Genomic DNA, 18,081 nt, shown 5'->3' on the forward strand with positions numbered 1-18,081 from the left:
CACGCTGTCTCGCTTGAACCGGACGGCCGATTCTTGCGTGTTCCCGATCAAGTCGCACCCCCCTACTCACGGAGGCACCGTGCGCGCGGTTCGAACAGGTCCCGTTATCGGGTTGATTGCCCAGGTTGGTCTGCTGACAGCCCTGGCCATGACCGTCGGTCTCGGCGCCACCGGATGGCTGACCGGCGTCGGGTACGGTCTGGTCGTCTGCGCCGCGCTCACCCGCGGCCTGTCCCGGGCCGGCGCCGGCGCGCTCGGACCGGCCGACCGGGTCACGCTGACCCGGGCCACTCTCGTCGGCGGCGTCGCGGCGTTGACGGCGGACTCCGTGATGGCGGACTCCCTGACGACGGGCTCCATCGTCCGGCAGGCCCCGGTCGGAATGCTGGTCGCCCTCGCCGCCGTGGCGCTCGTGCTCGACGCGGTCGACGGCCGGGTCGCGCGGCGCACCGGTACGGTCTCCGCGCTCGGCGCGCGCTTCGACATGGAGATCGACGCGTTCCTCCTCCTGGTGCTCGGCGCGTACGTCACGCCTTCGATGGGCGCCTGGGTCCTGTCGATCGGTGCGATGCGGTACGCCTTCGTCGCGGCGAGCTGGGTACTGCCGTGGATGCGGGGGACGTTGCCGCCGCGCTACTGGCGCAAGGTCGTCGCGGCGACCCAGGGCGTCGTTCTCGTCGTGGCGGCGGCCGACGCGCTGCCCCGGCCGGTCACGGCCGCCGTCCTGGTGGCCTCGTTGGCCCTGCTCGTCGAATCCTTCGGCCGCGACGTCGCGTGGCTGTGGCGGCACCGTACGGTCCGGCCCGCCCACCGTCACGCCGCCCGATCGTTGTGGACCGGGCCGACGCCGAGGCTCGCGGACCGGACCGGAGCGCGGCCGACGGAGCACCGCGCCGTGGGACGCGCGGCATAGCCGCCTGGTCACGACGCTTTCTGGTCACGACGCTTTCTGGTCACGACCGACCCCGGTCAAGGAGTGATCGACATGAGCGAGTTCGACGCCGTCCTGTTCGACGCCGGCGACACGCTGATCCGGCTGTCCGGCAGCGGCGAGAAACTCCTGCACCGGGCCGCGGTCAACCTCGGAGCCGACCCGCTCGATCCGGACGAGGTCACGCACGTGTGGCGCCGGGTGCTCGACCGCAGCAGCAAGCCCGCGGAACTGGCCAAAGGGCGTGACCTGTCGAACGCCCGGCACCGCGAGGTGTGGATCGCGCTGTACGACGAGGCAGGCTGCGAGCGGCTGGCGCCCGGGCTGAGCGAGGAGCTGTACCGGCTCACCGTCAGCGCGCAGTCGTGGGAGGCGTTCCCGGACACCCTGGTGACGCTGCGGGCCCTGCGCGACCGGGGCCTGCGGGTGGGCGTCGTCAGTGACACCGGCTTCGACCTGCGCCCGGCGATGGACCTGTTGGGGCTGTCGCCGCTGTTGGACACCGTCGTGATGTCGTTTCAGTGCGGTGTCTGCAAGCCCGACACCAAGCCGTTCCGCATAGCCTGTGACGACCTTCAGGTGCGTCCGGAACGGTCGCTCATGGTCGGGGACAATCCGCTCACCGACTCCGGCGCGGTCGCCGCCGGGATGTACGTCTTCCTGCTGCCACCCCCGGCGCGCACCGGCCCGCGTGGACTCGGGCATGTCCTGTCCCTGATCTGACGGCGGTTTGCGGGTAGGTTCACAGGCAAGATCGCTACCGAGCCCGGAGAGCCCGCATGACCAAGATCGCGACCTGCGCCTTTCCCCCGAGCTACGACGTCGCCAGGAACCTCGAACTGCACCTGTCGTACATCGACGAAGCCGCCGACAACGGCGCCGACCTCGTGGTGTTCCCGGAGACGAGCCTGCAGGGCTACCCGCCGAACTTCAGCGTCGGCGACCCGGAGCCCGCCCTCAAGCAGGCGTTCGGCGCGGCCGAGCCGGTGCCGGGCGGGCCGAGCGTGGAGGCGATCGCCGCGAGAGCCGTCGACCGGCGCATCCACGTGGTGTACGGGCTCACCGAGGCCGGCGCGCGGCCAGGAATCGTGTACAACACCATGGTCCTGACCGGCCCGCAGGGCCTGATCGGCACCTTCCGGAAGGTCCACGTCACCATCCCGGAGCAGATGGTGTGGCGGCCCGGTAACGACTGGCCCGTCTACGACACGCCGTTCGGGCGCGTCGGCATGCTGATCTGCTACGACAAGTCGTTCCCGGAGTCGTGCCGGGAACTCGCGCTGCGCGGTGCGGACATCTTCGTGATGTCGACCGCCTGGCCGATCATGCCGGGCCACGGCGAGGGCATGGACAACTTCTGGGTCCGCCAGTACGACGCGTTCGAGCGCGTCCGGGCCATGGAGAACGGCCGCTGGTTCGTCTCCTCCAACTTCATCGGTGAGCTGGGCGGGTTCGAGTTCTTCGGCTTGAGCCAGATCATCGACCCGACCGGGCGGGTCCTCGCCACCACGGGCACCGACTCCGTCGGCCTCGTCTACGCGGACGTCGACATCTTCGCCGGCATGGCGGCCGCCCGGACCGCGCTGCAGGGCCCCTTCCTCGTGCGCGACCGGCGTCCCGACACCTATCGGGCGCTGCGCGGCGAGCTACCGACCGCCATCGACGGATGACAACGTAATGTGATCGCGACGAGTGTAGTTGGCCGCGACTGAATTTGGGCGCGACCGAATTTTGGCCGCGACCACGGGAGGTACGGATCGTGGATCGACCGACATGGGCGCCGACCGGCGTCGACATCCTGAGGCCGGCCTCGTCGCGCATGTACGACTACATGCTCGGCGGCAGTCACAACTTCCAGGTCGATCGGGAGGTCGCCGACCAGGCCATCGCGCACATGCCGGAGCTGCCTTTCGTACTGCGGGAGGGCAGGTCGTTCCTGCGCCGCGCGGTGCGGTTCCTCGTGGAAGCCGGCGTCGACCAGTTCCTCGACCTGGGCTCGGGAATCCCGACGGTCGGCAATGTCCACGAGGTCGCGCGGCAGGTCAACCCCGCGGCCCGCGTGGTCTATGTCGACAACGACCCGATCGCCGTCGCGCACTCCCGCGCGATCCTGGGGGCCGACCCCCGGGCGATCGCCCTCGAGGCCGACCTGCGGCACCCGCTGCAGATCCTCAACAACCCCCAGGTACGCGGCCTGCTCGACGTCACCCGGCCTGTCGCGGTGCTACTGGTCGCCGTGCTGCACTTCGTGCCGGACAGCGACCAGCCGACACAGATCGTCCGGCAGTTGCGTGACGCCGTCGCGCCCGGCAGCTATCTGGTGGTCGCCCACTCCACCGACGACGGCGCGGCCCCGGCCGGGCAGGCGAGCGCACGCGGTGTGTACGCGCGGTCGGGCAACGCGGTCATCGCCCGATCTCAGCAGCAGGTTGCGGAGTTCTTCGACGGCTGGGAACTGGTGCCGCCGGGCGTGGTCCGCGTGCCCCTGTGGCACGCGACCGACGATGCTCCTGTTGAGGCTGTTCCCGCCGACGCCGACCGGTTCCCCGGGTACGTCGGGGTGGCGCGGCTGCCGTAGCGGGCGTTACCGCAGTTGAGCGAATGCCTGGTCGGCGTCGGCGACAGCCTCGGGGTGGACGTCGCGGGCGGTTCGCCCGTCGGCGATCTTTTGCCAGTTTGTCCGGGCGAGTACCCGCTGGACCGCGAGTACCTGAGCGGCCCGCAGTCGTGCCTCGATGCCCGGGCCGAGGGCGCCCGCCAGTGCCTCCTCGTCCTCGAGCAGGTACCGCGTGAGCCGTCCCGCCAGGCTCGGTGTGGTGAATACCAGCCGATGAAACGCCACCACCTCGGGATGATCGTTGAGGCCGGTGACGGGCTCGTAACGATCGAGACCGGCGCGGAAGTGCCGGTGCAGCGCCGTCACCGGCGAGACGCCGGGCTGGCGGTCACGCACGACGCGCGCGGCCTCACCGTTGTGATCCGCGAATCGGTGCAGCACCAGGTCCTCCTTGGTCGCGAAGTACCGAAAGAGGGTCGGCTTGGAGACCTCGGCCGCCGCGGCGATGTCGTTGACCGAGACCTGATCGAAGCCGTGCGCCAGGAACAGCGAGATCGCCGCGTCGGCGATGGCGTCACGGGTTCGCGCCTTCTTGCGGGCCCGCAGCCCCGTCGGCTCGATCACCTGTTCAGCGTAACATTAATGACCGGGTCGCTTTTTTAACCCGGTAATGCTTTGATGAGAGCGTGACTCAGACAGACGTCCTCGTGATTGGTGCCGGCCCGACCGGCCTGACGCTCGCGTGTGATCTTGCCCGGCGCGGCGTCGCAGTGCGCATCGTCGATCGGGCACAGGAGTTTCCGGGTGGTTCGCGCGGCAAGGGACTGAGCCCACGCAGCCTTGAAGTGTTCGACGACCTCGCGGTGGTCGACCGAATGCTGGCTTCCGGGATCACCCACCTGCCGCATCGCAAGTACCAGGGTGCGGAGGTGGTCGCCGAGATCGACCCCGAGGCGGGACGGGTGCCTACGCCCGACATCCCGTACCCGACCGGCCTGATGATCCCCCAGTGGCGGGTGGAGCAGATCCTGCGCGAGCGGCTGGCCGACTTCGGCGTCGCCGTCGAACTGGGCGCCGAACTGCGCGGCTTCAGCCAACACGCCGACGGCGTGACCGCCACGATCGGCGAAGCTCGGATCCAGGCGCGATACCTGGTCGGCTGTGACGGCGGCCACAGTACCGTCCGCAAGGCGCTCGGCCTGAGTTTGCGCGGCCAGACGCCGGACGTCCAGCTCATGGCCGTCGGCGATGTCGAGGTCGACGGGCTCGGCCGCGACGCCTGGCACCAGTGGTTCACCGGCGACGGCGCAATCATGCTGTGTCCGCTCCCCGGCACCAACGCCTTCCAGGTCCAGGCGTCACCTGAACTCGACCAGGACGGTTCGCCGCTCGAACCGACCCTGGAACGATTCCAGCAGACCTTCGACCGGGTCGCCGGCATTCCGGGCGTGCGACTGCACAGTCTGGCGTGGCGCTCGACCTACCGGGTCAACGTCCGCATGGTCGACCAACTCCGGGTGGGCCGGGTATTCCTCGCCGGAGACGCCGCGCACGTACACCCGATCGCGGGTGGCCTCGGCATGAACAGCGGGGTCCAGGACGCCTACAACCTCGGCTGGAAGCTGGGCCTCGTGCTCACCGACAACGCCACGCCGAGCTTGCTCGACACGTACGAAGAGGAACGACTGCCGATTGCGAGTTGGCTACTCGATATCACCTCGGAACGGCTGGGCGTCGTCCTCGACGCAATCAAGGAAAAGGGCGGCGGCGTGGACGCCGTGGCCACGCCCGAACTCACACAGCTCATGCTCCGGTACCCGTGGAGCCGGCTCTCCCGCCAAGGCACCAGCCGACCCACCGGACCTCGACCGGGCGACCGGGCGCCGGACGCGCCGCTGCGCGACGCCGCCACCGGCACGCCAACTCGCCTCTTCGATCTCTTCCGTGGGCCGCACTTCACCCTGCTCGGCCTCGGCGAACGCTGCGCCCCGGCGCTCGGCGACGTCGAAACCGACATCGTCAAGCCCTACCTTGTCGGGCCAGGCGGCCTCCTGGACGACGACGGGCACGTGGCACACGCTTATGGCGCCGACGCTCTGATCCTCGTCCGCCCGGACGGACACATCGGGCTGGTCGCCGACCCAACGGAGTCGGGAAGCGTTGGCGAGTACCTCCGCTCCCTGTGAAGGCGTTCGGAACCCGCTCGAACGGCTGATGAGAAGCTGATGAGAACGAGAAATTCGGTCGCGGCGGGCAACCAGGAATCCCACAATGATCACGTGATCGAGTCGCCTGCAGTCGTCAACGTCTCTGTCGCTACGGCCAGCACCGGCCGGCGACAGCAGACGCTGCCGGGTGCGGCGCCGATCCCCCCGCTCCTCCCGTGACCGCCCTTCTCGCCGGCGTGTTCGCCGGGTACGGCATCGCCGTACCAGTGGGCGCCATCGCCGTCCTCATCATCGGCCTGACCGCCCGTACGTCGCTTCGGGTGGGCGCGGCCGCCGCGCTCGGCGTCGCGACGGCCGACGGGCTCTACGCCCTGGTCGCGGTCGTCGGTGGCGCCGCGCTCGCCCGCCTGATCGTTCCGATCGCCACGCCGATGCGGTGGCTGGCGGCGGCCGTCCTGGCCGGTATCGCCATCCGCACCGCAGTCGGCGCCGTACGCCACCACCGCGACCCGGACAGCGCGCCGCCGGCACGGTCCGGCCTCGCTACCCCGGCCCGGGCGTACGGCGGCCTGCTCGGGCTCACCCTGCTCAACCCGATGACCATCGTCTACTTCGGAGCGCTCGTACTCGGCCGGCAGACCGCCGACGCACCGGGCGCGTCGGGCGGGGCGCTGTTCCTGCTGGGCGCGTTCCTGGCGTCCGCGAGCTGGCAGTTGCTGCTCGCCGTCGGCGGCTCGCTGGTCGGGCGGGCCCTGGCTGGCCCACGAGGTCGACTGGCCACCGCCCTCGCGTCGAGCCTGTTGATTGTCGCACTCGCCGTCAGCCTCCTGCCGTCCGACTGACGGGGCGTGGGACACGCAGCGTGGGGACCAGTCGCGCCCCGTATGTGACGAAGTTGGTACGACTGCATGCTGTACCCGTCGCTTCACCTCGTGCACCATGTTTCGGTGCTCAGGGAATTACAGGCTGTAACCGAGGGTCTCGCCGCACGTCTCCAACGCGACGTCGCGATCGACGACCCGCGGATGCGGTTACTGGCGCACACCGCCCACCACGGCCTGGTCGACCAGGCCCGGACCGAGTCCATTCTGCGGCTGCAGGCCCCACCAGCCGTGGTGGGTTACGTCGTCGCGCTGGGGCTGGACAGAGCAGGCAAGCCGGTCGTACGCGTACCGCCCGCCCCCGAACTCGAACTGCTCGCCAGGGTCTGCGCACCGCTGCGGGCAGGCGGTGAGCTGCTCGGCTACCTGTGGCTGATCGACGCCGACGAGTCGTTGACCGAGCAGGACTTCGAGGTCATCGCGGAGACGGCGCAGTCCGCGGCCATGGTGCTGCAGCGCGATCGGCTGCTCGACGACCTGCGGGCCAGCCGCGAACGGGAGCTCGTCCGCGACCTCCTCTCCGCCGACCCGGAGGTGCGGGTCGCGGCGGCGGACGCGCTCGCGGCGCTGGAGGAGCCCCAGGCCGGCCCGGCCCGGGTGGTGGTGGTCAACGTACCGGCCGCCGTCGACATGCTGGCCGACGAGCTGATCGCCAAGGTCGACCGGGCGCTGGACCGGGTGGCCCGACAGCTCGTACCCCGCCGGTGCCTCCGTCTGGTACGGGTCGATCACGGGTTGCTCATCGTTCCCCTCGGGCCCGGCGGCCGTGACATCGCGCCCGATGTGGCCCGGGCGGCGCGCGCGGCACTGCAGCGGGTACTGCATGGCACGGAGGTCCGGAGCGGCGTGGGTGATCGCGTCAACGAGCTGGCCGACGCGGTCAACAGCTACCGACAGGCACGAACGGCGGTGCGCGTCTCCGAGGTGATCCCCGGCTTCGGGCCGGACGTGGCGTGGAGCGAACTCGGCGTGTACCGCATCCTGGTCCACCTTCCCCTCGACGAGCTGCCGGAAGACGCGATCCCACCCGAACTGCTCGCGCTCCTCGACAGCCCGAGCGGCCGGGAGATCGTCCGGAGCGTCGAGGTGTACCTGGATCGGGCCGGTGACGCGAGGGCGGCCGTGGACGCGCTCAAGATACACCGCACCACGCTCTACTACCGGCTCGGCCGCTTCGCGGAGCTGACCGGGCTGAACCTGAGCGACGGCGGCGACCGCCTGGCCGTCCATGTGGGCCTCAAGCTGGCCAGACTCCGCGGTTCCTACACCCCGTGACCGCAGACCGGCATTCAACAGATGTAGCAACCGCGGACCGCAGCTTTCGACACGAGTCTGTGCCTCTGGACGGCCTGACCGGATCATGCTTTTCCTCACGCTCCAAGGAGAGGACAGGTTTCATGCAGGGCTCGTACAGCCATATCGTCGTCGGCGCAGGCGCACTCGGAACAGCGGCCGCATACTGGCTCGCCGAGCAGGGCGCCGAGCGGGTGTTGGTTCTCGAGCAGTACGAGCTCGGACACACCCGCGGGGCGTCCGAGGACCACTCGCGGATCATCCGGCACGCGTACCACTCGCCGGTCTACACCGCCCTCACGCACGCCATGTACGAAACCTGGTCGCAGATCGAGGAGCGCACCGGCCTCGAACTCGTACTCAAGACCGGCGGCCTGGACCTCGCGATCGTCGACACGGAGGGCCACGAGGAGCTCAAGAACTACAAGCGCTCCCTCGCCCCCGTCGGCGTCGAGTCCGAGGACCTGACCGCCGACGACATCCGCCGCCGCTACCCGCAATGGCAGATCGAGGACAACGTCGTCGGCATGTACCAGGAGGACGGCGGCATCCTCGACATCCGCCGGGCCGGCGCCGCGCACATCGCGCTCGCCCGCGGCCTCGGCGTGACCTTCTCCCCGAACACCACGGTCACCGACATCGCCTCCTCCGACAGCGGGGTGACCGTGACGACCGACCGCGGCGTCTTCACCGCCGACTCGGTCGTGCTGTGCGTCGCCTCCTGGCTGCCACAGTTCCTGCCGAAGCTGGGCCTCAACTGGAACATCACCCTCTGCCAGGAGCAGGTCAGCTACTTCGCCACGCCCAACGTCCGGGACTTCGCGCCCGACCGCTTCCCGATGTGGATCTGGCACGGCACGCCGGACCCGCTGTTCTACGGCTTCCCGGTCTACGGCGAGGTGGCGGTCAAGGCCGCGCGCGACATGTCGGGCCGATTCGTGACCCAGGAGACCCGGTCGTTCACCCCGGTACCGGAGGAGACCGCCCTCATCGCCGAGTTCCTCGCCCGGCGGCTGCCCGGCGCCGTGGGGCCCGAGCTCTACAGCAAGACCTGCGTGTACGACATGCCGGCCGACCGGGACTTCATCATCGACCGGATGCCTGGACACCCCCGCATCACGGTCGGCATCGGCGCCGGCCATGCCGCAAAGTTCGCCAGCCTCTTCGGCAAGATCCTCGCCGAGCTCACCCTCGAGGGCCGCACGGCGCACCCGATCGACGCTTTCCGCGCGGACCGGCCGGCACTGACCGACCCCGACTTCGTACCGACGTTCCGGATGACCGGCTGACCAGCGCGACCACGTGAGCAGCCGGCAGCAGCGCCGGGGCGCCAGCCCGCCCGGGCAGGGGGACGATCGGTCCCCCTGCCTTTACGGATATACCGAGGAGGACCATCGTGACGGCAGGCGAGCGACCCGCCGACGCTAGCGGGACCGGCCGGCGCGCGGGTGAGGCGGGGCCGGACCGGTCGCCCGTACCCCTGCTGCGGCTGGAGAACATCAGCATCAGCTACCGCGGGCACGAGGTCGTCCACGAGGTGTCTCTCGATGTCTCCCCCGGCGAGGTCGTCGCGCTGATCGGCCCGAGCGGGGCCGGCAAGAGCAGCCTGCTGCGCTGCGTCAACTTCCTGGAGGTGCCGGCGGCGGGAACGGTGTACCTGGAGGGTCGGCCCGTCGGGTTCGTGCAGCGTCGCGGCCGGAGCGTACCGGCCAACGCCACCGCGCTGGCCGAGCACCGCCGCGAGGTCGGCATGGTCTTCCAGAACTTCAATCTCTTCCCCCACCTGACCGCGGTCGAGAACGTCATGCTGGCGCAGATCCACTCGCTCGGACGCTCGAAGGCCGACGCCCGGGAACGGGCGCTCAAGGAGCTGGCCCACGTGGGCCTGGCGAGCCACGCGGACGCGAAGCCGGCCAAGTGCTCGGGAGGTCAGCAGCAGCGCATCGCGATCGCCCGGGCGCTGGCCATGGACCCCAAGCTGATGCTCTTCGACGAGCCGACCTCGGCGCTCGACCCGGAGCTCGGCATCGAGGTCCTGACGACCATGCGCCGGCTCGCCGACGAGGGCATGACGATGATCGTGGTCACCCACGAGATGCACTTCGCCGAGGAGGTGGCCGACCGCATCGTGTTCATGGCCGACGGCCGCATCGTGGAACAGGGGCCGGCGCGTCAGGTCATGCGCGAACCGGTGCACGAGCGGACCAAGCGCTTCCTCGCGGCAGTGACGGACCGCTGACATGGCGCGCATCCTGTCGATCCTGGCCGCGGGTATCGGCCAGACCGTCGCGATCACGGCGGCCGCCTTCGTGCTGGGTGCCGTGGCCGGCTTTCCGCTGGCGCTGATGCGCAGGTCGCCCTACCGCGTGCTCCGGATGCCGGCCGCCGCGGTGATCGAGATCCTGCGTTCCATCCCGCCGATCGTCTGGCTGTTCATCGTCTACTACGGCATCGGCTCCGACGTCGTGAAGCTGTCCACCTTCCAGGGGGCGGTGATCGGGCTGGGCCTCATCGCCGCCGCCTACCTCGCGGAGATCTACCGCGCGGGCATCGACGCGGTCGCCCGTGGCCAGTGGGAGGCGGCGAAGGCACTGGCGCTCCCCCGGCGGGCGACGTACCAGCGGGTGATCCTTCCGCAGGCCCTCACCGTGGTCACCCCACCGGCCGCCACCTACGCCATCGGCCTGCTCAAGGACAGCGCGATCGCCTCGGTCATCGGCGCTACGGACATCACCTTCCGCGCCGTACAGGAGACGCAGGCCAACCTGCACGGCCTGTCCGTCTTCGCGGTCGCGGGGCTGCTGTACATCGCCCTGAGCGTGCCGATCGCCGCCGTGGCGAGATACACCGACCGGATCCTGGCGCAGAAGGTGGCCAAGTAGATGGACTTCCTCCGGCAGTGGCAGCAGTTCTTCCCGCAGTTCCTCCCCGGCCTGTGGGTGACGCTCAAGCTGACCGTCGCCAGCCTGGTGCTCGGCTTCCCGCTCGGCGCCGCGCTCGCCGTCGCGGTCAGCTCGACGCGCCGGGTAATCAGGTGGCCGAGTATCGTGCTGGTCGAGCTGGGCCGGGGCGCGCCGGGGCTGATCGTGCTCTACCTCGTGTACTACGGGCTGCCCCAGGTCGGTCTGACGTTGCCGAACTTCCTCGCGGCGACGGTCGCCCTCGCCATCACCACCGGTGCGTACTCCAGCGAGATCTTCCGGGCTGGCCTGCTGGCCGTGCCGGTCGGTCAGCGGGAGGCGAGCAGGGCGCTCGGGCTCAAGCCGTTCAAGGAGTTCCGTCTGGTCGTCCTGCCGCAGGCGCTCAAGTTCGTCATCCCGCCGCTGATCGGCTTCGCGATCATCCTGTACCAGGGGACGTCGCTCGCGTTCGCCATCTCCACCCCTGAACTGTTGAGCCGCGCGTACAACGCGGCCTCGATCACCTTCCAGTTCACCGCCGCGCTCACGCTCGCCGGAGCGATGTACGCGGTCATCTCCCTGCTCGCGATCGCCCTGGTCCGAACCGGAAGCCGGCGCGACGAACGGCCGTGACGACGTTCACGGTGTCCACCATCGAGTACCCGTACAAGGAGACATATGTCCCGCAGATCCCTGATGCTCGCCCTTCCCGCCGCACTGCTCCTCACCGGAGGACTCGCGGCATGTGGCGGTGGTGGCGGTAGCGACAAGTCATCCGCCGCCGACAGCGGCTGCAAGCCGGCCCACACCTTCTCGACCCTCGAGAAGGGCAAGCTGACCGTCTCGGTGTACGTTTCGCCGCCGTACTCCGAGCAGAAGGGCACCACCTTCGGCGGAGTCGACGGAGCGATCATCAACGCGCTCGCCAAGAAGGAGTGCCTGGAGCTGAAGGCGAACCCGGTTTCGGGCGCCGCCCTCATCGCGAGCGTGCAGTCCAAGCGGGCGGATCTGGGCGTCGGCGGCGTGTACCGCACGGCGGAGCGGGAGAAGCTGCTCAACCTCAGCGACACGATGTACCGCGACGGCATGGCCCTGCTGTCCAAGAAGGACGTTTCCGATCTGGCCAGCCTCAAGGGCAAGACGGTCGGCGTCGTCCAGGGGTACCTGTGGAACGCGGAGCTCCAGAAGGCCCTCGGCACCGACTCCGTGAAGATCTACCAGGCGTCCGACGGAATGGTCAACGACCTTGCCAACGGCCGGCTCGACGCGGGTGTGCTCACCACCGCCGAGGCCGGGTACCGGGCCGCGCAGAACAAGAGCGCCAACCTCAAGGTGACGAACTTCGCGCCCGACCCGGCGGTCCCGTCCTCGCAGCAGCCGGGTCAGGTCGTGCTCGCCGAGACCAAGGGCAACACGGCCATGACGCAGGCCTTCGACGAGGACATCAAGGCGATGATCCAGGACGGTACGATCGGCGGCTTCCTCAAGGACAACAACATGTCCGAAAGCCTCGCCGGTAACGCGTGACCCAGCGGCTTCGAGGTCCCCGGCGGTTGGACGCCGCCGGGGACCTCGGCGCCCGCCGGGTGAGCACAGAACAAGTGAGGGGTAGGACGTGGCCCACGTCCCCACGGCGCCGACCGGTGACACCGGCAAGCGTGTCACGGTCAACGGAATCGACATGTACTACGAGGAGCGGGGCACCGGAGCGCCCGTCCTGCTGCTGCACGGCGGGATCGTGGACCACCGGTCGTGGCGCTTCCAGATCCGGGAACTGGCCCAGCACTTCCGCGTCCTCGCTCCCGATACCCGGGCGCACGGACGCTCCACCGATACGGGTCAGCCGCTCAGTTACGAACTCTTCGCCGCGGACGTCGTTGCCTTTCTCCGCGCGCTCGGCATCGACAGGACGCACATCGTCGGTTTCAGCGACGGCGGAGCCACCGGCCTACTGCTCGGCGCCGAGCAACCGGCACTGGTCGATCAGCTCGTGTGCATCAGCTCGCCGTACCACACGTCCAACTACCGGGAAGGCATCATCGAGTTCCTGGCAAAGATCACACCGGAGACGCTGTACCGCACGGTGGGGCCCGAATACCGCACGGCCATGACGATGGCGGAGGCGCTGCATCCGAACCGCGAATCCTGGCTCGCGTTCTGGCGCAGAGTCGTGAACGGTCTCTGGACGCGTCAGCCTGACATGCCGCTCGACCGCCTCGCGGACGTACGGGTGCCCACCCTCGTCCTCCATGCCGAGCACGAGCAGTTCTACGCGAGGGAGCACTCCGAGGAGATGGCCCGGACCATCCCGGACGCCCGACTCGAGATCATTGCCGGTGCCACTCACGCCGCCCCACTGGAACGGCCGAATGAGGTCAACGCCGCCATCCTGCGATTCCTCTCGGAGCGCTGCGGGTCGAACCGGTCCATGACCACCGGTGCGGCGCGTTTGTAACAGTACATTGGTTGCTTTGTATGCACCGTGCCCGTGTCGTAACGTCCCCGCGTGACGTCGATCGACACGGCCAGCGCATTGGCGGACGCCGAGCCGCGGGCCTTCTGGCTGGACACGCCCGACCGGCCGGCCTCCCGCCCGGCACTACAGGGATCCGCGCGCGCCGAACTCGCGGTCGTCGGTGGTGGATTCTCCGGTTTGTGGACCGCACTGTTGGCCAAGGAGCGCGATCCCGGCCGTGAGGTCATCCTGCTGGAAGGCGAGCGGATCGGCTGGGCCGCGAGTGGCCGCAACGGCGGCTTCTGCGCCGCGAGCCTCACCCACGGCGAGGCAAACGGCCGCGACCGCTTCCCGCAGGAGTACCCGATCCTGGACCGGCTCGGCCGGCAGAATCTCGACGAGATCCAACAGGCGGTACGCAAATACACCATCGACTGCGACTTCCGGCTGACCGGCAGCCTCGACGTCGCCACGGAGCCGTACCAGGTCGACCACCTGCGGGGCATCGCAAGCCAGGACAGCTTCCTCGACCGGGACGCGGTCCGGTCCGAACTCGACTCTCCCACGTACCTGGCCGGGATCTGGGACCGGGAGGGCACCGCGCTGGTCAACCCGGCCGCGCTCGCCTGGGGGCTGGCCGCCGCCGCCGAGGCGGCTGGCGTACGGATCGTGGAACACAGCCCGGTGATCGGGATCAGCCAGTCCGGCAACGGGCTGCGGTTGCGGACCCTGGGCGGCGCCACCGTGCAGGCGGACAAGGTCGCGCTGGGCACCAATGCTTTCCCGGCACTGGTACGCCGGCTGCGGCTGTACACGGTTCCGGTGTACGACTACGCCCTGATGACCGAGCCGCTGTCCCAGGCACAGCTGGACTCGATCGGCTGGCGGAACCGCCAGGGCGTCAGCGACTCCGGCAACCAGTTCCACTACTACCGGCTCACGGCCGACAACCGGATCCTGTGGGGCGGCTACGACGCGATCTACCACTTCGGACGCAAAATCAGGGCCGCGTACGACCAACGCCCGGCCACCTTCCACAAACTGGCCGAACACTTCTTCCGGACCTTCCCTCAACTGGAAGGGCTGGCCTTCACCCACCGCTGGGGCGGCGCGATCGACACCTGCACCCGCTTCTTCGCCTTCTACGGCACGGCTTTCGGCGGCCGGGCGGCGTACGCGCTCGGCTACACCGGCCTCGGCGTCGGAGCCACCCGGTTCGGCGCGAACGTCATGCTGGACCTGCTGTCCGGCGAGCGCACGGAACGGACGGAGCTCGACATCGTACGCAAGAAGCCCCTGCCGTTCCCGCCCGAGCCGCTGGCCTTCGCCGGCATCCAGGCGACGCGGTGGTCACTGGCCCGCGCCGACCGCAACGACGGCGAACGCAACCTGTGGCTGCGCACGCTCGACCGGCTGGGACTGGGGTTCGACTCGTGACAACGGACAACCCGGGCCCACCGTCGGCAACCCCGCTGTCGGCAACGCCCCGGACCCGGCTGCGTCGGATGAAGGAGAACGGGCGCACCGAACGCGAGGCCCTCTTCGACGTGCTCGCCGCCGGCATCGTGTGCCACCTCGGCGTGATCGTGGACGGCCATCCGATGGTCGTGCCCACAGTGTACGGCTTCGACCGGGAACACTTGTACGTGCACGGCTCGGTGGCCAGCCGCAGCCTCACCGCCGGTACGCTGGCCTGCGCCACCATCACGGTGGTCGACGGGCTCGTGCTGGCGCGCTCGGTGTTCGAACACGGCGTGAACTACCGGTGCGCGATGATCTACGGCGTGCCGCGCCCCGTCGTCGACGATCAGGAGAAGCTGGCCGGGCTGCGCCTGCTCACCGAGCACGTCACACCCGGGCAGTGGGAGTACGCGCGGCAGCCCAGCCGCAAGGAGCTGGCCGCGACCACACTGCTCGCGCTGCCGCTCGCGGAGGCCTCGGTGAAGATCCGTACCGGTCCGCCCGACGACGGCGACGGGCCCGACGCGGCGCTCGAAGTCTGGGCGGGTGAGCTTCCGCTCGCCACCGGATGGCAGCATCCGGTGCCCGATCCCGTGCTGCCGCCGTCCGTGCCGCTGCCCGCACACATCGCCGCGCGGGCCGGAACCCGGCTCGGCTGACCCCGGGGTGCGGATCAGGCGCGACGCTTCCGCCGGGTCGTCGACAGCGCGGAGTCGGACCGGGTGGGGCTTGACAGGGTGGCGCGCAGCCCTTCGAGGTAGGTCTCGAGAATCGTCCGGAACACCTCGTCCTCGTCTTCGAGGGCGGTGGCGACGTGGGTGCGGATTATCGACCGCGTGGCCGGTACCTGCTCCGGTGAGGCGTACACGCGCAGGCCGATCGCCACGTCCTGCTCCTGCAGCTCGGTGGGGAGGCTGAGCAGCGTCCCGGTGATGCCGATGTGCCCGAGCACCACCTCGGCGAACGCCCGGCAGTGCCGGGCGGCCGCCGCGGGATCGAGCCCGGCCTTCGTCAACTCGGCGCTGATCGTGGCGACGAGCTGCGTCTCGGCCTCGCCACCGGTGAAGCGCGACGCCGCCTGGGCCCCCAGCGCGGGGCGCGCGAGGTAGGCCCGCCGCATCGACCAGGCCGCGCTCCGCAACGTGTCGACCCAGTTCCCGCCCGGCTCGATCCCGGCGACCGCTTCGGCCATCAGCTGGTCGCCCATGGCGAGCAGGAGCGCGTCCTTGTTGCGGAAGTGCCGGTACAGCGCGGTCGGATCGGCCCCGAGCGCGCGTCCGAGGCTGGCGAGGGTCAGCGACTTCGTCCCCTCCCGGTCGGCCAGCCGCATGGCCGCCTCCAGGATCACCTCCCGCGAGAGGCTCACCCGCTCCCTCGCTCGCGGCAGGCGGGCCCGCCCTGATGTCGACCCCGCAGACGCCGTGGGTGCGGCATCGGGTTGCTTCGCCATCGGAGTCCGTCCCCTCGTCGTGAGCCGTGCGGTCGGTGGAGGATATGCCCGCGGGCGTGGCCGCGGGCACCGCGGGTCCAGACTGCGATCAAGCCCGGGCACGGCGCCGGGACGGCCTCTGCCGGCGCGCCGGAGCCGGCCGGTCGCACCGGCGGGCTCCGGTTCCAGGGACGGTCCCCAGCGATGATGTCGCGACGCGACCTCCAGGGACCAGCTTCCTGAGTGAAGCAGCGGTCAACGACGCTGTCAACGCCATTGACAGCGTAGCTGACCAGGGCGTACATTTCGGCGCCATCGTCGATCACGCTCGACCCGCCGGTCACCGGCGGACGCGGAGGAGGGCCCGTGGCCGCAGATCTGGCCGTCGTAGGGGCGCGGGTGCGGACCATGGATCCGGTCATGCCCTGGGCGTCCGCGGTGGCGATGCGCGACGGAGTCGTCGTGGCGGTGGGCGACGACGCCGACGTGCGCCGCGAATGCGACGCCTCGACCCGGTTGATCGACGGGGCCGGGCTCGTCCTGACCCCCGGTCTCACCGACGGCCACCAGCACCTGTTCCAGGGCGCGGAGGTCGCCCAGGGGGTGGACTTCGACCGGGTGGAATCGCTCGAAGGCATCCGCAGCAGGCTGCGCGGGCGCCGGGCGGAGACAGGCGCCGGCCGGTGGCTCCTGGGCTTCGCCCTGGCGTACGAGGCGTTCGAGGGCCGGGCCTACCACCACACGCTCATCGACGACGCGGCCGGGGACGGGCCAATGCTCGTGTACGCGCTGGACCTGCACACCGCGTTCGTCAATGGGCACGCGCTGCGACTGGCCGGAGTGGACGGTCCCCGCAACCTCGGCGACGGGGCGATCGTGGTGTGCGACGACGCCGGGCGCCCCACCGGTGAGCTGCGCGAGCGTTCAGCCATCGACCTCGTGCTGCGGCACCTGCCGGCGCCGACCCGCGCGCAGCGGCTGTCCTGGTACGCCGACGCCATGGCCCGGCAGAACGCGGTCGGCATCACGGCCCTGCACCTGATGGACGGGGGGCCCGAGACCGTCGACCTCCTGGCGGAACTGGAGTCCGAAGGGCTACTCAACCTGCGGGTGGCGCTCCACCACTTCGTCACGCCGGCGACAAGCGACGACGAACTGTCCGAGATCATCGCCAGCCGTTCACGCGCCGGCCGGCGGTGGCGCGCCGACGGGGTCAAGTTCATGATCGACGGCGTCATCGACACGGGTACGGCCTGGCTGGAGGAGCCCGACAACTTCGGCGACGGCCGGGAGCCCATGTGGCCCGACCCGGACGTGTACCGCCGGCGGCTGCGGCAGGTGCACGACGCTGGTTTCCGGGTCGCCACGCACGCCATCGGTGACCGCGCGGTCCGGGAGGTCCTCGACGCCTACGCCGGTCTGCCGGGCGGTTCGGCGGGTCGCCACCGCATCGAGCACATCGAGACCGCTCCGGACGCCACCATCGCCCGCTTCGCCCCCGAGCGCGTGACGGCGTCGATGCAGCCGATCCACCTGCGCTGGCTCAAGCCCGACCTGAGCGACCCGTGGTCGCAGCGCCTGGACCCGCGGCGCTGCGCGCACGGCATGCGCTCCGGCGACCTGTCGGCCGCGGGAGCGCTGATGGTGCTCGGCTCGGACTGGCCGGTCGCCCCCTTCGATCCCCGGGTGGGCTTCTTCGCCGCCCGGCTACGCCGCGCACCCGACGTGGACGACGACCGCCCGATCGGCGCCAGCCGGCCGCTGACCGGTGAGGAGGTGCTCGCCGGCTACACGGTCAACCCGGCACGCGTGCTCGGCGAGGAGCGGGTCGCGGGCCGGATCCGCCCGGGCATGCGCGCCGATCTGGTCGGCTGGGGCGACGACCCGGTGACCTGCTCCGCCGCCGACATCACCGACCTGCCGGTACGGCTGACCATCGTGGCCGGACAGGTCGTCCACCACGCCGCCGGCTGACCGGCGGTGCGACCCGAGCGGGACCGGCCCCT

Annotated in this window: 17 protein-coding genes and 1 pseudogene; 16 read left to right on the plus strand and 2 right to left on the minus strand. The window is 70.2% G+C overall.

Features of this window, described 5'->3' with window-relative positions; genetic code table 11:
* Nucleotides 1-79: 79 nt before the first annotated feature.
* The 4 genes and pseudogenes from HC031_RS12590 to HC031_RS12605 form a co-directional block, all read left to right on the plus strand.
* A pseudogene (locus tag HC031_RS12590) lies at nt 80-850 on the plus strand (CDP-alcohol phosphatidyltransferase family protein); the annotation flags it as partial.
* Nucleotides 851-985: 135 nt separating this feature from the next.
* The gene (locus HC031_RS12595) at nt 986-1,654 is read left to right on the plus strand and encodes an HAD family hydrolase (RefSeq protein ID WP_167925456.1); all 669 of its coding nucleotides are present in this window, start codon (nt 986-988) and stop codon (nt 1,652-1,654) included.
* Between the two features lie 56 nt (nt 1,655-1,710).
* Nucleotides 1,711-2,601 carry a carbon-nitrogen hydrolase family protein gene (locus HC031_RS12600; protein ID WP_167925457.1) on the plus strand — a complete coding sequence of 297 codons (891 nt, stop codon included), beginning with the start codon at nt 1,711-1,713 and terminating at the stop codon, nt 2,599-2,601.
* Between the two features lie 89 nt (nt 2,602-2,690).
* A complete protein-coding gene (locus HC031_RS12605; protein WP_167925458.1) occupies nt 2,691-3,509 on the plus strand; it encodes an SAM-dependent methyltransferase in 819 nt (272 codons plus the stop codon).
* A gap of 6 nt (nt 3,510-3,515) precedes the next feature.
* On the opposite strand, the gene HC031_RS12610 is transcribed toward HC031_RS12605, so the two are convergent.
* The gene (locus HC031_RS12610) at nt 3,516-4,112 is read right to left on the minus strand and encodes a TetR family transcriptional regulator (protein ID WP_167925459.1); all 597 of its coding nucleotides are present in this window, start codon (nt 4,110-4,112) and stop codon (nt 3,516-3,518) included.
* 62 nt (nt 4,113-4,174) lie between these two features.
* Between HC031_RS12610 and HC031_RS12615 the strand changes: the two genes are divergently transcribed.
* The 11 genes from HC031_RS12615 (at nt 4,175) to HC031_RS12665 (ending at nt 15,305) form a co-directional block, all read left to right on the plus strand.
* A complete protein-coding gene (locus HC031_RS12615; RefSeq protein WP_167925460.1) occupies nt 4,175-5,674 on the plus strand; it encodes an FAD-dependent oxidoreductase in 1,500 nt (499 codons plus the stop codon).
* A gap of 197 nt (nt 5,675-5,871) precedes the next feature.
* The gene (locus HC031_RS12620) at nt 5,872-6,498 is read left to right on the plus strand and encodes a LysE family transporter (protein ID WP_167925461.1); all 627 of its coding nucleotides are present in this window, start codon (nt 5,872-5,874) and stop codon (nt 6,496-6,498) included.
* Nucleotides 6,499-6,603: 105 nt separating this feature from the next.
* Nucleotides 6,604-7,812, plus strand: coding sequence for a helix-turn-helix domain-containing protein (locus tag HC031_RS12625; protein WP_167925462.1), 1,209 nt, complete (start codon nt 6,604-6,606; stop codon nt 7,810-7,812).
* 122 nt (nt 7,813-7,934) lie between these two features.
* Nucleotides 7,935-9,119, plus strand: a complete 1,185-nt coding sequence (gene solA, locus HC031_RS12630) for an N-methyl-L-tryptophan oxidase (protein WP_167925463.1) — start codon at nt 7,935-7,937, stop codon at nt 9,117-9,119.
* A gap of 107 nt (nt 9,120-9,226) precedes the next feature.
* Nucleotides 9,227-10,069 (plus strand): ATP-binding cassette domain-containing protein, encoded by an 843-nt coding sequence (locus HC031_RS12635; protein ID WP_338090628.1) that lies wholly within the window; start codon nt 9,227-9,229, stop codon nt 10,067-10,069.
* Between the two features lies 1 nt (nt 10,070).
* Complete coding sequence (locus HC031_RS12640) at nt 10,071-10,712, plus strand: amino acid ABC transporter permease (protein WP_167925464.1); 642 nt, start codon at nt 10,071-10,073, stop codon at nt 10,710-10,712.
* Nucleotides 10,713-11,363 carry an amino acid ABC transporter permease gene (locus tag HC031_RS12645; RefSeq protein WP_167925465.1) on the plus strand — a complete coding sequence of 217 codons (651 nt, stop codon included), beginning with the start codon at nt 10,713-10,715 and terminating at the stop codon, nt 11,361-11,363.
* Nucleotides 11,364-11,408: 45 nt separating this feature from the next.
* Nucleotides 11,409-12,257: a substrate-binding periplasmic protein gene (locus tag HC031_RS12650; protein WP_167925466.1), complete on the plus strand. Its 849-nt coding sequence runs from the start codon at nt 11,409-11,411 to the stop codon at nt 12,255-12,257.
* 88 nt (nt 12,258-12,345) lie between these two features.
* Entirely contained in the window at nt 12,346-13,185 is an 840-nt protein-coding gene (locus tag HC031_RS12655) for an alpha/beta fold hydrolase (RefSeq protein WP_167925467.1), read from the plus strand.
* Nucleotides 13,186-13,236: 51 nt separating this feature from the next.
* Nucleotides 13,237-14,622 (plus strand): NAD(P)/FAD-dependent oxidoreductase, encoded by a 1,386-nt coding sequence (locus tag HC031_RS12660; RefSeq protein WP_338090629.1) that lies wholly within the window; start codon nt 13,237-13,239, stop codon nt 14,620-14,622.
* A 68-nt stretch (nt 14,623-14,690) separates the two neighbouring features.
* Nucleotides 14,691-15,305, plus strand: a complete 615-nt coding sequence (locus HC031_RS12665; protein ID WP_167925631.1) for a pyridoxamine 5'-phosphate oxidase family protein — start codon at nt 14,691-14,693, stop codon at nt 15,303-15,305.
* 14 nt (nt 15,306-15,319) lie between these two features.
* Here the strand turns inward: HC031_RS12665 and HC031_RS12670 are convergent, their stop codons facing one another.
* Nucleotides 15,320-16,012 carry a TetR family transcriptional regulator gene (locus tag HC031_RS12670; protein ID WP_167925468.1) on the minus strand — a complete coding sequence of 231 codons (693 nt, stop codon included), beginning with the start codon at nt 16,010-16,012 and terminating at the stop codon, nt 15,320-15,322.
* A gap of 429 nt (nt 16,013-16,441) precedes the next feature.
* On the opposite strand from HC031_RS12670, the gene HC031_RS12675 reads away from it, so the two are divergent.
* The gene (locus HC031_RS12675; protein ID WP_167925469.1) at nt 16,442-18,049 is read left to right on the plus strand and encodes an amidohydrolase family protein; all 1,608 of its coding nucleotides are present in this window, start codon (nt 16,442-16,444) and stop codon (nt 18,047-18,049) included.
* Nucleotides 18,050-18,081 lie beyond the last annotated feature (32 nt).

It is taken from the genome of Planosporangium thailandense, from assembly GCF_011947195.1.
Lineage (GTDB): Bacteria > Actinomycetota > Actinomycetes > Mycobacteriales > Micromonosporaceae > Planosporangium > Planosporangium thailandense.

Coding starts and splice junctions, on each gene's coding strand:
- HC031_RS12595 (WP_167925456.1), top strand. CDS start 986: ATGAGCGAGTTCGACGCCGTCCTGTTCGACGCCGGCGACACGCTGATC.
- HC031_RS12600 (WP_167925457.1), top strand. CDS start 1,711: ATGACCAAGATCGCGACCTGCGCCTTTCCCCCGAGCTACGACGTCGCC.
- solA (WP_167925463.1), top strand. CDS start 7,935: ATGCAGGGCTCGTACAGCCATATCGTCGTCGGCGCAGGCGCACTCGGA.
- HC031_RS12640 (WP_167925464.1), top strand. CDS start 10,071: ATGGCGCGCATCCTGTCGATCCTGGCCGCGGGTATCGGCCAGACCGTC.
- HC031_RS12645 (WP_167925465.1), top strand. CDS start 10,713: ATGGACTTCCTCCGGCAGTGGCAGCAGTTCTTCCCGCAGTTCCTCCCC.
- HC031_RS12650 (WP_167925466.1), top strand. CDS start 11,409: ATGTCCCGCAGATCCCTGATGCTCGCCCTTCCCGCCGCACTGCTCCTC.
- HC031_RS12665 (WP_167925631.1), top strand. CDS start 14,691: ATGAAGGAGAACGGGCGCACCGAACGCGAGGCCCTCTTCGACGTGCTC.